We start from the raw sequence: 14,398 nt of genomic DNA, 5'->3' as shown, positions 1-14,398 counted from the left end.
CGCTTACACCTTCGACACAAGAGGACGGCCCAACAGGCCCTGCGGCCGGAAGACCAGTACGAGGACGAGCAGCGAGAAACTGAACACGTCTTTGTAGTCGGAGTTGACCAGACCGGAGAACAGCGACTCGGAGATGCCGAGGATGATCCCGCCGAGCATCGCGCCGGGCAGTGAACCGATGCCGCCCAGAACCGCTGCGGTGAACGCCTTGATGCCGATGATGAAGCCGGCATAGAAGTCGAACGTGCCGTAGTTCATTGTGATCAGCACACCGGCCAGTGCCGCCATGGCTGCACCGATGATGAACACGTAGGAAATCACCCGGTCGGTGTTGATCCCCAGGATCGAGGCCATCTTGCGGTCTTGCTGGGTCGCACGGCACATGCGGCCGAGCTTGGTGTATTTGATGATGTAGGTCAGCAGCCCCATGCCGACAAACGCGGCGATCAGGATGAAGACTTTGGTGTAGGTCAGTTGCACGAAGCCGGTGCCGACTTCAACACGCCAGGCACCGGTCAGCAGCGTAGGCACGCCCTGTTGTTTGGCGCCCTGAGCGATCTGTGCGTAGTTCTGCAAAATCAGCGAAATACCGATAGCGCTGATCAGCGGCGCCAGGCGGGTCGAGTTACGCAGGGGTTTGTAGGCAACACGCTCGATGACCCAGCCATATACCGCCGTGACGACGATGGTGAAGATCAGCGTGCCGAGCATCAGCAGCGGGAAGGATTCGATACCGAAGTAAGCCAGCAGAGCCAGACTGATTGCCGCCAGGTAAGCGGAAATCATGTAAACCTCGCCGTGGGCGAAGTTGATCATGCCGATGATGCCGTAGACCATTGTGTAGCCGATGGCGATCAGGCCATAGACCGACCCGAGGGTCAGGCCATTGACCAGTTGCTGCAGGAAAATACCATCCATAACGCAATCTCACGCAGTGAGAACCTGCGCGCCCATGACGCGCGGTTCTTCTAGGAAAAATACAGATGTACGTCGGAGCAATGTCGGAGCGTGATCAGCCCGATCGCCACTGAATCCTGTGGGAGCTGGCTTGCCAGCGATAGCGGTGGATCAGCCAACTCGTGTGTCGATTGACCTGACGCCATCGCGGGCAAGCCCGCTCCCACAGGGTTTCAAGTGAGCCGAGTGATCGCTTCAGCCCTTACTTCTGCTTTTCCAGCTGGTGGTATTTGCCGTCCTTGTCCCACTGGTAAACCACGTAGTCGGAGACTTTCAGGTCGCCTTTGGCGTCCCAGGTCTTCTCGCCCATCACGGTTTTCACCGGGTTGGCCTTCAGCCACTTGGCAGCGGCTTCGCCGTCGTTTTTCTTCGCGCCATTGAACGCTGCCGCCAGGGTCTGAACCGAGGCGTAGGCGTACAGGGTGTAGCCTTCAGGCTCGGTGCCGGCCTTGCGGAACGCGTCCACTACGGTCTTGCTTTCCGGCAACAGGCGCGGGTCGGCGCCGAAAGTCATCAGTACGCCATCGGTGAATTGCGGGCCGCCAGCGGTGGTCACCAGTTCGTCGGTCACGATACCGTCGTCGGACATGAACTTGACGTCTTTCAGACCTTGTTCACGCAGCTGACGAACCAGCGGACCGGCTTCCGGGTGCAGGCCGCCGAAATAGACGACATCGGCGCCGGCGCCACGGATCTTGGTGACGATGGTGCTGAAGTCTTTCTCGCCACGGGTCAGGCCTTCGTACAGCACAGGCTTGACGCCGCGTTTTTCCAGCTGAGCCTTGGTGGCGTCAGCCAGGCCTTGGCCGTAGGTGTCCTTGTCGTGCAGCACAACGACTTTCTTGCCCTTGAGCATGTCGACGATGTAGTCGCCGGCAACGATGCCTTGCTGGTCGTCACGTCCGCACATACGGAACATGGCGCTGAGGCCGCGTTCGGTCACTTGCGGGTTGGTCGAGCCCGGAGTGATCGCGATGATCCCGGCTTCGTCGTAGATTTCCGACGCTGGAATGGTCGAAGAGGAGCAGAAGTGACCGACCACGCCGGCGACTTTCTGGTTGGTGAGGTCCTTGGCGACCGTCACTGCCTGCTTCGGTTCGCAGGCGTCGTCGCCTTTGACCAGGACGATTTTTTCCCCGTTGACGCCACCCGCCGCGTTGACCGCATCGGCCGCCGCCTGTGCACCCTTCATGTACTGCTCGCCGAATGCCGCGTTGGCACCGGTCATAGGACCCGCTACACCGATCTTGATATCAGCTTGAGCAAACGCAGAAACACCCAGCGCAGTAGCGACTGCGAGGGCCAGAAAGCCTTTCTTGTAAAACGTCTGGGACATGAGGTGGTGCTCCAAGGTTTTTTTAGTTGGCACTGCGACTTCACTTCACTCAAAGCTCAGAGCAAGGCCCGTGCCATCGGTTTTTTATTCTTCAAAAAGTCGCTGCGTTGTTGTTATTTCGACTGTTTCGGTCCCATTTTCATTGGGCGTGCAACCGTCTAAACCGCGGAAGGTGAAACCATTTGTTTTTTCAGGCGCAACCCGCACGCGCCATCATTGCAACCCCAGCGGCAAACGACGTGCAACCAGCCTGTAACAGCCCGCGTCACCGAACTGCACACTGCTGGTGCGGTACTGCTACAACCCGCACCATTACAGGCTAGTCGCTGGATGCAAAAGCGCCGCTTGCGGCAACAAATTTCAACACTCAAATGACGATGCGCAGGCACTGGCCCGCGTGATACAGGGAAAACCCGGCCTCGTACAGGCAACTGCGCAAGCCCACACCGGCCAGGGGCTGCATCGGTGCGAAGGGAATCGGCAGTGCCTGCGGATCGCCGTTGCACAGGTAATCGGCGAAGGCTTTGCCGACGACCGTGCCGGTGGTGACGCCGCGACCGTTATAACCGGTGACGGCCACCAGTCCCGGCGCCGGCTCGAACAGACGCATCAGGTGATCAGGAGTAAACGCAATGCGCCCGGTCCAGGTGCATTGCCACTCGACCGGCTTCAGATTGGGGAAGTAATGCTGCTGCACCCGATCGGCCCAGGCTTTGAGAAACCAGGTCGGTTTCTGGTTGCCATTGCCGAGGCTGCCGAGCAACAGGCGCCCGTCCTTGTCGCGACGGATGCTGCTCAATACCTGACGGGTGTCCCACGAGCCCTGCCCGCCCGGGAGAATTTCTTGCGCAGCGTCTTCGGTAAGTGGCACCGAGGCGACCTGGTAGTAATAACCGGGAAAGAAATTGCGCTTGAGTTCGGTCCAGTCGCCTTCGGTGTAGGCGTTGGAGGCGATGACCACTTGTTCGGCGAGTACCGAACCCTGGGCGGTTTGCACCGACCAGTTCTGCCCGATGCGCTCGAGGCGAGCCACTGGCGAATGATCGAACATCTGCCCGCCGAGCCCGCGCACGGCATTGGCCAGCCCGGTGACATAGGCCATCGGATTGAGCGTGCCGGCGCGGCGGTCAAGCAACGCGGCGGCGATTTTCTGCGTGCCGGTGGCTTGCTCGCAGGCCTTGCCGGTCAGCAGTTCGACCGGCGCGCCACGACGTTTCCATTGCTGCTCGCGACTGCGCAGATCCGCCTCGCCCTTGGCGTTATGTGCCATGTGCAAAGTGCCTTCGCGGCGCAACTGGCAATCGATGTTGTATTTATCCACAAGGCTGAACACCAGCGCCGGCGCTGCACCAAGCATGCGGTTGAGCTGACTGCCGACCGCCTCGCCGAACCCCGCTTCGATCTCGTCCGGAGGAATCCACATGCCGGCGTTGACCAGCCCGACGTTGCGCCCGGAGCCACCGTGCCCTGCGCGATGCGCTTCCAGCACGCAGACGCTTTTGCCTTTTTCCAACAGATGCAGCGCCGCTGACAACCCGGTGAACCCGGCGCCGATCACACAGACATCGACCTTGACCTCGCCACTGAGCGCGGCGTTATCCGGGCGTTGTGGCGTGAGCGTTTCCCACAGACATTCTTCGCGTAACGGCATTGCCAGACTCCAACAGAAACCCAACAAACACACAAACCTGAGTGCCCCCCCTGTGGCGAGGGGATTTAGCGAAACGTCGCACCGCCCCGCTGGGTCGCGGAGCGGCCCCAAAATTTCAAAAGCGACGACTGCTTCGCAGCCGAACGGGGATAAATCCCCTCGCCACAGTGCTCACTCCTACAGAGGATCTCCACCTGTCAGTCGAATGTAATGCCCTGCGCCAACGGCAATTCCAGCGAATAGTTGACGGTGTTGGTCTGCCGGCGCATGTACGCGCGCCAGGCATCGGAGCCGGACTCACGGCCGCCGCCGGTTTCTTTCTCGCCACCAAAGGCGCCGCCGATTTCCGCGCCGCTCGGGCCGATGTTGACGTTGGCGATGCCGCAGTCACTGCCGACCGCCGACATGAACCGCTCGGCCTCACGCACATCGGTGGTGAAAATGCACGATGACAGGCCTTGCGGCACGGCATTGTTCAGGCGCAGCGCTTCCTCGAAATCGCTGTAGCCGACCACGTAGAGAATCGGCGCGAAGGTTTCGCTGCAGACCACATCGCTCTGCTCGGGCATTTCCACGATGGCCGGCGACACGTAATAAGCATTGGGGAATTGCTCTTCCAGTTGGCGCTTGCCACCGAACACCCGGCCGCCTTCGCTCAGTGCCTGTTCCAGCGCATCCTGCATGTTTTCGAAGCTGTGCTTGTCGATCAGCGGGCCGACCAGATTGCCTTCCAGCGGATGGCCGATGCGTACTTTCGAATAGGCCGCCTTGAGGCGGGTGACGATTTCTTCCTTGACCGATTCATGGGCGATCAGACGGCGCAAAGTCGTGCAGCGTTGCCCGGCGGTGCCGACGGCGCTGAACAGAATCGCGCGCACTGCCATGTCCAGATCGGCGCTCGGGCCGAGGATCATCGCGTTGTTGCCACCCAGTTCAAGAATGCTGCGGGCGAAACGCGCGGCGACTTTCGGCGCCACTTCGCGGCCCATGCGCGTGCTGCCGGTGGCGCTGATCAGCGCAACACGCGGATCATCGACCAGCGCTTCGCCGGCATCGCGACCGCCGATCACCACCTGGCACAGGCTCGCCGGGGCATCGCTGAAATTCTTCACTACGCGATCAAACAGCGCCTGACAGGCCAGCGCGGTCAGCGGGGTTTTCTCTGATGGCTTCCACACCACCGGGTTGCCGCAGACCAGCGCCAGGGTGGTGTTCCACGCCCACACTGCGACCGGGAAGTTGAACGCGCTGATGACGCCGACCACGCCGAGCGGATGCCAGGTTTCACGCATATGGTGGCCCGGGCGCTCGGAGGCGATGGTCAGACCGTACAACTGGCGCGACAGGCCGACGGCGAAGTCGCAGATGTCGATCATCTCCTGTACTTCACCCAGGCCTTCCTGAGTGATCTTGCCGGCCTCCCACGACACCAGCTCGCCGAGATCGGCCTTGTACTCGCGCAACACTTCGCCGAACTGACGCACCAGCTCACCGCGACGCGGTGCCGGCACCTTGCGCCATTGCTCGAATGCATGATCTGCGCGACTGATGTGCTGCTCGACTTCGGCAGCGCCCTCCCAGTTCACCGAGGCAATTTCACTGCCATCGATGGGCGAATGCACCGGCACCTTGCCGTTCTGGTACAGGGCCGGGTTGACTCCCAGACGATCAAGCAATGCGGCTACCATCGGTCTCTCCTCAAGCAAAAACAGAATGTGTGCGGCCATCCTTTGCATGGCCGGGCAGGCCTTTAGTTGTAGCCTCACTGCGGCGATGCAACAAACGACCTTTACGCCAGATATCATTCCGTTTATTCATGCTGCCTTGAGAAAGACAAGAAAAAGGACTGGCCATGCTGAACAAACGCCACTTGCCCTCGATCACCGCGCTGCAATGCTTCGAGGCCGTGACCCGGCACCTGAGTTTTACCCGCGCCGCCGAAGAGCTGAACCTGACCCAGAGTGCGGTGAGCAAACAGGTCGCACAGCTTGAAGAACTGTTGCAGCACTTGCTGTTCCGCCGCGTGCGTCGGCGCTTGCAGATGACGCCGGCCGGGGATTTGTATCTGGTCGAGGTCAGAAAAATCCTCAGCCAAGTGGAGATGTCGACGCATTACCTGCGTTCCTACGGCGGCGAAACCGAAGTCTTGCGCGTCTCCACCCCGTCAACCTTCGGCGCCCGTTGGCTGGTGCCGCGCCTGAAAGGCTGGCGCCTGCGCCATCCGTCGATTCATCTGGATCTGTGTAACGAGCAGGAAGCCGACGATCTGTTGCAGGGGCGCAGCGATCTGGCCTTCTATTTCGGCCAGGCTTCGCGTCCGGGCACCGAATGCCTGAAATTGTTCGGCGAACAACTGGTGCCGGTCTGCGCCCCGGGCAGCCTGCCGGACACGCCATTCACTGACCCGACGCAACTCACCGACCTGGTACTGCTGCAAAATGCCTCGCGACCGCAGGCCTGGCACGACTGGTTCGACAGTCAGGGCTACCACACCGAACACAGCTACCACGGGCCGCGTTTCGAAACCTTTTACATGTGCATCCGCGCCGCCCAGGTCGGCTGTGGCGTGGCGCTGCTGCCGCGGTTTCTGGTGGAAGAGGAATTGGCCGAAGGCAAACTGGTCATACCCTGGCAGCATGCGATGCCCAGCAGCGATGCCTATTACCTGGCCTACCCGGAGCACGCGGCGGAAGTGCCGAAGGTGCGGGATTTTGTGAAATGGATGCTTGAACAAATCGATAGCCCGGTGTGAGGTCAACCGGGATCCCTGTGGGAGCGAGCCTGCTCGCGAAAGCGTCGGGTCAGCCACATCATCTTTAACTGACACACCGCCTTCGCGAGCAGGCTCGCTCCCACAGTGGATCTGCGGCGCTCTGAAAAAATGCTGGCAATCCCCACCGCCGATATGCGCCACTAGCGCCATCGATATAGACCGCGCCAGGCGCGGCGCAACTGGAGACCCGTTTATGAGCGAGAGTGTGTTTGCCGATCGCATCGTGCAGAACCTGCTCGACACCGACTTCTACAAGCTGACGATGATGCAGGCGGTGCTGCACAACTACCCCAACGTCGAAGTCGAATGGGAGTTCCGCTGCCGCAACGCCGAGGATCTGCGTCCGTATCTGGCCGAGATCCGCCACCAGATCGAGCGTCTGGCCGAGCTGAGCCTGAGTGCCGATCAGTTGAGTTTCCTTGAGCGCATCAGTTTTCTGAAACCAGATTTTCTGCGCTTCCTCGGCCTGTTCCGCTTCAACCTGCGCTACCTGCACACCGGCATCGAAAACGGCGAGTTGTTTATCCGCCTGCGCGGACCCTGGCTGCACGTAATCCTCTACGAAGTGCCGCTGCTGGCGATCGTCAGTGAAGTGCGCAATCGCTATCGCTACCGGGAGACTTCGCTGGAGCAGGCACGCGAACAGCTGTATCGCAAGTTCGACTGGCTGACCGCCAATGCTTCGGCCGATGAGCTGTCGCAATTGCAGGTTGCCGATTTCGGCACGCGTCGACGCTTTTCCTTTGGCGTGCAGGCCGAAGTGGTCAACGTGCTCAAGCACGACTTCCCGGGTCGTTTCGTCGGTACCAGCAATGTGCACCTGTCCCGCGAGCTGGACATGAAACCGCTGGGCACCATGGCTCACGAGTGGATCATGGCCCATCAGCAACTCGGCCCGCGCCTGATCGACAGCCAGATCGCCGCGCTCGATTGCTGGGTTCGCGAATACCGTGGCCTGCTCGGTATCGCCCTCACCGACTGCATTACCACCGATGCGTTTCTTGGCGATTTCGATCTGTTCTTCGCCAAACTCTTCGATGGCCTGCGCCACGATTCCGGGGACCCGGTGGCGTGGGGTGAAAAGTGCATCGCGCACTATCACAAGCTCGGCATCGACCCGATGAGCAAGACCCTGGTGTTTTCCGACAGTCTGACCCTGCCCAAATCGCTGGAGATTTTCCGCGCGCTGCACGGTCGCATCAATGTGAGCTTCGGCATCGGTACCAACCTCACTTGTGATATCCCGGGTGTCGAACCGATGAGCATCGTGCTTAAAATGACCGCCTGCAACGGCCAGCCGGTGGCGAAGATCTCCGACGAGCCTGGCAAGACCCACTGCAAAGATCCGAATTTCGTCGCCTATTTGCGACATGTGTTCAAGGTTCCTGCCGAATCCAGTCTATCTAGCAAGGAGTGAATTCATGCAAGCCGTACAGCGTGAGATTGCTGAGCAGCTCAAGGTGCAACCACCGTTCGCCGACGATCAGGCCCTGCAGGCCGAAGTCGCCCGGCGCCTGACGTTCATCCAGGAATGTCTGGTCAATTCCGGGCTCAAGACCCTGGTGCTGGGCATCAGCGGCGGCGTCGACTCACTGACCGCCGGCCTCCTGGCCCAGCGCGCGGTACGTGAACTGCGCGAAAAAACCGGCGACGACCGCTACAAATTCATCGCCGTGCGCCTGCCGTATGAAACCCAGTTCGACGAGCACGACGCCAAGGCCTCGCTCGATTGCATCGCCCCTGACGAAATCCACACCGTGAACATCGGCCCGGCGGTCAAGGCGCTGGCGGCTCAGGTGTCGGCGTTCGAAGGCAAACCGGCGGCGTCGGTGGACTTCGTGCTGGGTAATACCAAGGCGCGGATGCGCATGGTGGCGCAGTACACGATTGCCGGAGTGGCGGGCGGTCTGGTGATTGGCACCGACCATGCGGCAGAAGCGGTGATGGGCTTCTTCACCAAATTCGGCGACGGCGCCTGCGACCTCGCCCCGCTCAGCGGCCTGGTGAAAAATCAGGTGCGTGCGATTGCCCGCAGCTTTGGCGCGCCGGAATCGCTGGTCGAAAAAGTCCCGACAGCCGACCTCGAAGATCTTTCGCCAGGCAAGCCGGACGAAGCAGCGCATGGCGTGACCTATGCCGAGATCGATGCATTCCTGCACGGTGAAGCGGTGCGGGAAGAGGCGGCGAAGATCATTGTCGACACGTACAACAAGACCCATCACAAACGCGTGATGCCGTTTGCGCCTTGAGGTATGGAAATGCCTGCACGAGCCTGTAGGAGCTGACGAGTGCAACGAGGCTGCGATCTTTTGATCTTGCTTTGAAGATCAAGATCAAGAGATCGCAGCCTTCGGCAGCTCCTACACAAAAAAAGCGTCCCGGGGGGACGCTTTTTTTGTGCCTGGTTTATTTGACGACGATAGTGCCTTTCATCATCGAGATATGGCCAGGGAACGAGCAGAAGAAGCCGTATTTTTCAGCGGCATCCAGCTTCGATACATCAAAGGTCACCGAATCGGTTTCCTTGGCGCCGATGATCTTGGTGTGGGCGATGATGCGGGCGTCGCCATCTTTCAGGTAGTTCTTGTCGATACCGGCTGCCAGGCCGTCGGTAGCGATTGGCTGCATGTCAGCTTCTTTGCTGATCACCAGGTTATGGCCCATGACGGTCTTCGGCAGGCTGCCGGAGTGGGTCAGTTCGACGGTGAAGGTCTTGCAGCTCTTGTCGATCACGATTTCCTTGGTGTTGAAGGTCATCTGATCGGTGGAATCAACGGTGGTTTTGCACTCGGCAGCCATCAATTGGCTGCTGGCCAGCGCCAGCAGGGATACCGCAACAACTTTGGAAAACATGGTGAATCTCCAAGGCAGGGTTAACAAAAACACTAGTGGTGGAAAGACTGCCTGAAATCATCGCAAGTTCATATGACTTGAGTCAAAAATTGTATACAACTTTCAGGCTATGACACTCATCGACACAATCTAACGGCCATTTCGTACGGCCAACCCTATGATCGGCCCACCTACTGAAACGGAGTGCCAGTCATGTTCTTTAACGGTCTGTTATGCAGCTTGCTCGCCGCCTACGCCTGTGGCGCCAGCGGTACTTTTGAATCACCCGAACGCGAAGTCTAGTCCTTGGAGCGCAGCGTGCCAGCCGTTACCCTGTGCGCCTGATCTACTCAGGAGTAACGCATGTCGCTGAAATCCGTTTGTGTGTTTTGCGGTGCCAATGCCGGTACCGTGCCGGCCTACACTGAGGCTGCCGTGGCCCTTGGCCGGGCATTGGCCGAGCGAAATCTGACGCTGGTCTACGGCGGCGGCGCGGTCGGCTTGATGGGCATTGTGGCTGATGCCGCGCTGGCCGCTGGCGGCGAAGTGATCGGCATCATTCCGCAAAGCCTGATGGACAAGGAGATCGGCCACAAGAGCCTGACGCGCCTGGAAGTGGTCGACGGCATGCATGCGCGCAAGGCGCGGATGGCCGAACTCAGCGATGCATTCATCGCCCTGCCCGGCGGCCTCGGCACGCTGGAAGAGCTGTTCGAAGTCTGGACCTGGGGCCAGCTCGGCTACCACGGCAAGCCTTTGGGGCTGCTGGAAGTGAACGGTTTCTACAGCAAACTCACGGCTTTTCTCGATCATATCGTCGGCGAAGGCTTCGTTCGCGCGCCACACCGTGACATGCTGCAAGTGAGCGAATCGCCAGATTCCCTGCTCGACGCCCTCGATCAGTGGCAGCCGACCGTCACGCCCAAGTGGGTCGACCAAAAACCCGGTTAACCCCCGGACACCGATACAGGGCAGAATACGCGCCGCTCAACCTCACCTTCGACCCCAGAGGATCGCCCATGGCCAAACCCAATTACTCCTTCGCCAAACGTCAACGAGACCTGGCAAAGGAACAGAAGAAAGAGGAAAAGCTTCAGCGCAAGAAGCAAACCGCTGAAGAAGCGGCACTGAACCCTGACGGTGAAGTGGCGACCGATGATGATGTTGATGCATCCGATGCACCGAAAGATCAGACGCCCGACGCCTGAGCCCCACCGGGTTTGATGATCGAATCAGACCCTGCGGATTTGTGACGGGGCTGGCAGTTCTGCTGCCGGCCCTCACAGCCCTGCTTTCCCTGAAACACCAAAATCCCCTGTGGGAGCGAGCCTGCTCGCGAATGCGATATATCTGTTACAAATCTATTGGCTGACCTGACGCTTTCGCGAGCAGGCTCGCTCCCACATTTGAAGACTCATCAATTCTGAGGCATCACCGTAACCCGCACTTCCGGGTCGTGATTACCGCCACCGAGAATCACTCCGCGCAGCGGCGACACATCGGAGAAATCCCTTCCCCACGCCAACGTGATGTGTTCCAGCGCCGGCCGCACATTGTTGGTCGGATCGAAATCCACCCAGCCCGATACCGGACAGAACACCGATACCCACGCATGCGAGGCGTCGGCGCCGATCAGGCGTGGCTGTCCCGGCGGCGGCTGGGTCAGCAGGTAGCCGCTGACATAACGCGCCGCCAGACCGCGCGAGCGCACACAGGCCAGCATCAGATGAGCGAAGTCCTGACACACGCCGCGTCGACGCTCCAGCACTTCCACCAGCGGCGTCGCCACCTGGGTGGCTTCGGCATCGAAGGTGAATTCGCTGAAGATCTTCTGCATCAGCGCCTGCACGCCGAGCAGCAACGGTCGCCCTGGCGGAAAACAGCTTTGCGAGAACTCGACGAAGCTGCGCTTCAAATGCACATAAGGTGACTGGAACCGGTAGCGACAGGCTTCGAGCAAGTCGGCGGACAACGGCTGACTGCTGTAGGTCAGCGCATCGCGGGTCTGCTCCCACGCCGGCGAGTGATTGAAATCCAGCGCCGGTCGCGCCAGTACCTCGACCGTCAGCCGGGCGTTGACCTGCAATTGGTCATGGGGCCGCTCAAAGGCCAACCGCGTCAGCGGATTGCCGAATACGTCCAGCTCATCCCGGCGCATGGTCGGTTCGGGGCTGATCAGCAACTGCTGCTCGGTGCAGCGCTGCCAGCTGCATTCGCGCGGCCACAGGTGCGCCAGTTGCTGCGCGAGGGAAACCGGGCTGTCGTAGTGATAACAGGTGTCGTGAAAAATCTGGTACTGAGCGCTCATCACACGGACACCGTTCGCTGGCTGACATCATCGACATGGGCGAAATGGCGCAGGGCCAGACGATCCGATACCTGGCCGCTGGCTTCGGCGATTTCCTGCAACAGATCGGCCAGACCATCCAGCGCGGCACGTACGCTGGATTTGCCGAACAGCGGGTTCTCCAGACAACCGAGATCAAACCGCGACAGACGTTCGACCAGCTGCGGCAGCGCGGTTTCGCGAGGTGCGCCGAAGTCGTCGTTCAAGCGTTTCAGCGTGCGGGTGACCAGTTTCAGCTGAAACAGCACCGCGTGGGGGTTCTGCTCATCCAGCAACAGCAGATCGAGCACCGGAATCAGTTGCGCCACCGCCAGATAGCGCGAGCGATAGGTAATGCTGCTGTTACCCAACTCCAGCAACCACTCCAGCCCCGCCTGATCGAACGCACCCGCACCGCGCAGAAACGCCGCCAGACTGCTGCTGAGAAATTGCAGGCGTTCGATGCGCCGGCCAATCATCAGAAAGCGCCAGCCTTCGTCACGGGTCATGTCATCCAGCGCAAACCCCGACAGCGCCGCCAGCGACATCACCAGACGGTTGAGGAAATCCAGCAGTTCGCCGAAGTCCGGTTCATCGACTTCCAGCTCCAGCGCCTCGCGCTGCAACTCGACCAGCGCCTGCCAGTTTTCCCGGGACAGCTTGCCGCGCACTTGCGACGCAGCCCACTGCAAGCGCTGCAAGTTGGAACGCAGGCTGAACGACCAGTCCTCGCCCAGCAGCGCAGCGAGCAGGCGCTCCGGCAGTTCGCCTTCATCCGGCAACAGCGCCAGCCGCTCGCCGAGATCGACCGCCGCCTGCAACGCCTGCGGATCATCGCCATCGACGTAACGCGTGAGCATGATGCGCAGCAGCCGCGCGCTGTCGTCGCAGCGTTCGCAGTAGCGGCCGAACCAGAACAGATTCTCCACTACCCGCGATGGCAGGTAAGGATCGCGCCGCACCAGATCGTGCACGCCGACATTGCGCTGCGCCTTCCACTGCTCGCCACTCGGCGCACGGTCGCTGAGCACCCAGGTGTCCTTGCTCGCCCCGCCGCGCTGCATCGACACCACTTCGGCATCAGCCTCGGCCGCCACTCGGGTCAGACCGCCCGGCAACACGCGGTAGCCGTCGTGGCTGGCCACCGCATACATGCGCATGCCGATCGCGCGGGGTTGCAGATGACCGTCCTCGGCTTGCCAGACCGGCGCCTGCGACAGTTGCGCAAGCTCTTGCGCGACGTAGGCATAAGGCCGTGCCTGCATACGCTGCGCCAGCTCGAGGCGCTGGCTTTCACTCAAATCACGGCCGAAAACAGGCGCGAAGCTCTGCGACGGGAACGCCGGTTTGATCAGCAGCTCCGGGAGTTTTTCCAGCGCTTGCGCCAGCACCGGCGCTTCACCGCACCACCAAGTGGCGATCGACGGCAGGATCAGTTCTTCGCCGAACAGGTACTGATTGATCTTCGGCAGAAACCCCAACAGCCCCGGCGATTCCAGCACGCCGCTGCCCAGCGCATTGGCCACCAGCACCCGCCCCTGACGCACCGCCTCAAGCAGACCGGGGACGCCAAGCGCCGAGTCGGTACGCAGTTCCAGCGGGTCGCAGAAATCATCGTCGAGGCGGCGCATGATCGCGTGCACCCGGCGCAGGCCACTGAGGGTTTTCAAGTAAACGGTGGCATTGCGCACCGTCAGATCGCCGCCCTCGACCAGCGGATAGCCGAGCTGGCGCGCCAGATACAGATGTTCGAAATAACTTTCATTGAACCGCCCCGGTGTCAGCAGCACCACCAGCGGTGCGTCATCGCCCTCCGGTGCCTGACGGGCCAAAGTTTCCTGCAAGGTGCGGAAGAAACCGGCCAGATGCTGGACCTTAAGATCCCGGTACAAATCGGGAAAGGCGCGGGAGACGATGGTGCGGTTTTCCAGCGCATAGCCGGCCCCGGACGGCGCCTGGGTGCGATCGGCAGTGACCCACCAGCGACCATCCGGTGTGCGCGCCAGATCCACGGCATACAAATGCAAAAAGGCTGATTCGGGCGGGGCAATGCCCTGACAGGGCCAGAGAAAATTGTTGTGTCCGAATACCAGCTCGGCGGGCAGCAGGCCTTCGCTGATCAACCGCTGCGGACCGTACAGATCCGCCAGCACTGCATTGAGCAAGCGCGCACGCTGAGCGATGCCGGCGGACAATTGCTGCCATTCATCTGCCGCGATCACATGGGGCAGCAGATCCAGCTCCCACGGCCGGTCAGCGCCCTTGGGATCGGCATAGACGTTGTAGGTGACGCCGTTTTCCTGAATCTGCCGCGCCAGCAAGGCTTGGCGCTGCACCAGTTGCGCCGGACTGCTGCGCTGCAACTGATCGAACAGGCGCTGCCAATGCGAGCGCACCGCGCCGCTGCCGTCGAGCAGTTCATGATAGGTGCCCGCGGTCAGCGGGTAGCGGTCTAGCAGGTCAGGCATGGAAAGCTCGGCAGACAGCAGGGAACGGTCAGACTAACGCAGGCACATGACACGC

Annotated in this window: 12 protein-coding genes; 5 read left to right on the top strand and 7 right to left on the bottom strand. The window is 60.7% G+C overall.

The window, feature by feature from the left end:
- Positions 1-3: 3 nt before the first annotated feature.
- The 4 genes from AB4N73_RS24530 to amaB form a co-directional block, all read right to left on the bottom strand.
- Positions 4-918 carry an ABC transporter permease subunit gene (locus AB4N73_RS24530; protein WP_041480712.1) on the bottom strand — a complete coding sequence of 305 codons (915 nt, stop codon included), beginning with the start codon at positions 916-918 and terminating at the stop codon, positions 4-6.
- Between the two features lie 241 nt (positions 919-1,159).
- Positions 1,160-2,293: an ABC transporter substrate-binding protein gene (locus AB4N73_RS24525; protein ID WP_041480713.1), complete on the bottom strand. Its 1,134-nt coding sequence runs from the start codon at positions 2,291-2,293 to the stop codon at positions 1,160-1,162.
- 367 nt (positions 2,294-2,660) lie between these two features.
- Positions 2,661-3,944, bottom strand: a complete 1,284-nt coding sequence (amaA, locus tag AB4N73_RS24520) for an L-pipecolate oxidase (RefSeq protein ID WP_315435386.1) — start codon at positions 3,942-3,944, stop codon at positions 2,661-2,663.
- 197 nt (positions 3,945-4,141) lie between these two features.
- Entirely contained in the window at positions 4,142-5,632 is a 1,491-nt protein-coding gene (gene amaB, locus AB4N73_RS24515) for an L-piperidine-6-carboxylate dehydrogenase (RefSeq protein WP_276574720.1), read from the bottom strand.
- A gap of 164 nt (positions 5,633-5,796) precedes the next feature.
- On the opposite strand from amaB, the gene AB4N73_RS24510 reads away from it, so the two are divergent.
- The 3 genes from AB4N73_RS24510 to nadE all read left to right on the top strand — a co-directional run bounded on the left by AB4N73_RS24510 (position 5,797) and on the right by nadE (position 8,966).
- On the top strand, positions 5,797-6,696 hold the full coding sequence (locus AB4N73_RS24510; RefSeq protein WP_071174249.1) for a LysR family transcriptional regulator: 900 nt from the start codon (positions 5,797-5,799) through the stop codon (positions 6,694-6,696).
- 214 nt (positions 6,697-6,910) lie between these two features.
- Positions 6,911-8,134: a nicotinate phosphoribosyltransferase gene (pncB, locus tag AB4N73_RS24505; RefSeq protein ID WP_041480717.1), complete on the top strand. Its 1,224-nt coding sequence runs from the start codon at positions 6,911-6,913 to the stop codon at positions 8,132-8,134.
- 4 nt (positions 8,135-8,138) lie between these two features.
- Positions 8,139-8,966 carry an ammonia-dependent NAD(+) synthetase gene (nadE, locus tag AB4N73_RS24500; RefSeq protein ID WP_460142655.1) on the top strand — a complete coding sequence of 276 codons (828 nt, stop codon included), beginning with the start codon at positions 8,139-8,141 and terminating at the stop codon, positions 8,964-8,966.
- A gap of 157 nt (positions 8,967-9,123) precedes the next feature.
- Here the strand turns inward: nadE and azu are convergent, their stop codons facing one another.
- Positions 9,124-9,570, bottom strand: coding sequence for an azurin (gene azu, locus AB4N73_RS24495; protein WP_252885227.1), 447 nt, complete (start codon positions 9,568-9,570; stop codon positions 9,124-9,126).
- Between the two features lie 342 nt (positions 9,571-9,912).
- Here azu and AB4N73_RS24490 point away from each other — a divergent pair, with 342 nt between their 5' ends.
- Both AB4N73_RS24490 and AB4N73_RS24485 read left to right on the top strand, forming a co-directional pair.
- The gene (locus tag AB4N73_RS24490; protein ID WP_024011379.1) at positions 9,913-10,500 is read left to right on the top strand and encodes an LOG family protein; all 588 of its coding nucleotides are present in this window, start codon (positions 9,913-9,915) and stop codon (positions 10,498-10,500) included.
- Between the two features lie 68 nt (positions 10,501-10,568).
- Positions 10,569-10,757 carry a hypothetical protein gene (locus tag AB4N73_RS24485; protein ID WP_016771927.1) on the top strand — a complete coding sequence of 63 codons (189 nt, stop codon included), beginning with the start codon at positions 10,569-10,571 and terminating at the stop codon, positions 10,755-10,757.
- 209 nt (positions 10,758-10,966) lie between these two features.
- Here AB4N73_RS24485 and AB4N73_RS24480 read toward each other — a convergent pair whose 3' ends face one another.
- Together AB4N73_RS24480 and AB4N73_RS24475 are read right to left on the bottom strand one after the other, a co-directional pair.
- Positions 10,967-11,857, bottom strand: coding sequence for a transglutaminase family protein (locus AB4N73_RS24480; protein ID WP_041480721.1), 891 nt, complete (start codon positions 11,855-11,857; stop codon positions 10,967-10,969).
- Complete coding sequence (locus AB4N73_RS24475) at positions 11,857-14,343, bottom strand: circularly permuted type 2 ATP-grasp protein (protein ID WP_150638260.1); 2,487 nt, start codon at positions 14,341-14,343, stop codon at positions 11,857-11,859. Before AB4N73_RS24475 ends, AB4N73_RS24480 begins: the two co-directional genes overlap by 1 nt.
- Positions 14,344-14,398 lie beyond the last annotated feature (55 nt).

It is taken from the genome of Pseudomonas sp. S3_B08 (assembly GCF_054667725.1).
The sequence above is the reverse complement of the archived record's forward strand: the minus strand, read 5'-3'. Positions and strand labels throughout refer to the sequence as shown.

Coding starts and splice junctions, on each gene's coding strand:
- AB4N73_RS24530 (WP_041480712.1), bottom strand. CDS start 918: ATGGATGGTATTTTCCTGCAGCAACTGGTCAATGGCCTGACCCTCGGG.
- AB4N73_RS24525 (WP_041480713.1), bottom strand. CDS start 2,293: ATGTCCCAGACGTTTTACAAGAAAGGCTTTCTGGCCCTCGCAGTCGCT.
- amaA (WP_315435386.1), bottom strand. CDS start 3,944: ATGCCGTTACGCGAAGAATGTCTGTGGGAAACGCTCACGCCACAACGC.
- amaB (WP_276574720.1), bottom strand. CDS start 5,632: ATGGTAGCCGCATTGCTTGATCGTCTGGGAGTCAACCCGGCCCTGTAC.
- AB4N73_RS24510 (WP_071174249.1), top strand. CDS start 5,797: ATGCTGAACAAACGCCACTTGCCCTCGATCACCGCGCTGCAATGCTTC.
- pncB (WP_041480717.1), top strand. CDS start 6,911: ATGAGCGAGAGTGTGTTTGCCGATCGCATCGTGCAGAACCTGCTCGAC.
- nadE (WP_460142655.1), top strand. CDS start 8,139: ATGCAAGCCGTACAGCGTGAGATTGCTGAGCAGCTCAAGGTGCAACCA.
- azu (WP_252885227.1), bottom strand. CDS start 9,570: ATGTTTTCCAAAGTTGTTGCGGTATCCCTGCTGGCGCTGGCCAGCAGC.
- AB4N73_RS24490 (WP_024011379.1), top strand. CDS start 9,913: ATGTCGCTGAAATCCGTTTGTGTGTTTTGCGGTGCCAATGCCGGTACC.
- AB4N73_RS24485 (WP_016771927.1), top strand. CDS start 10,569: ATGGCCAAACCCAATTACTCCTTCGCCAAACGTCAACGAGACCTGGCA.
- AB4N73_RS24480 (WP_041480721.1), bottom strand. CDS start 11,857: ATGAGCGCTCAGTACCAGATTTTTCACGACACCTGTTATCACTACGAC.
- AB4N73_RS24475 (WP_150638260.1), bottom strand. CDS start 14,343: ATGCCTGACCTGCTAGACCGCTACCCGCTGACCGCGGGCACCTATCAT.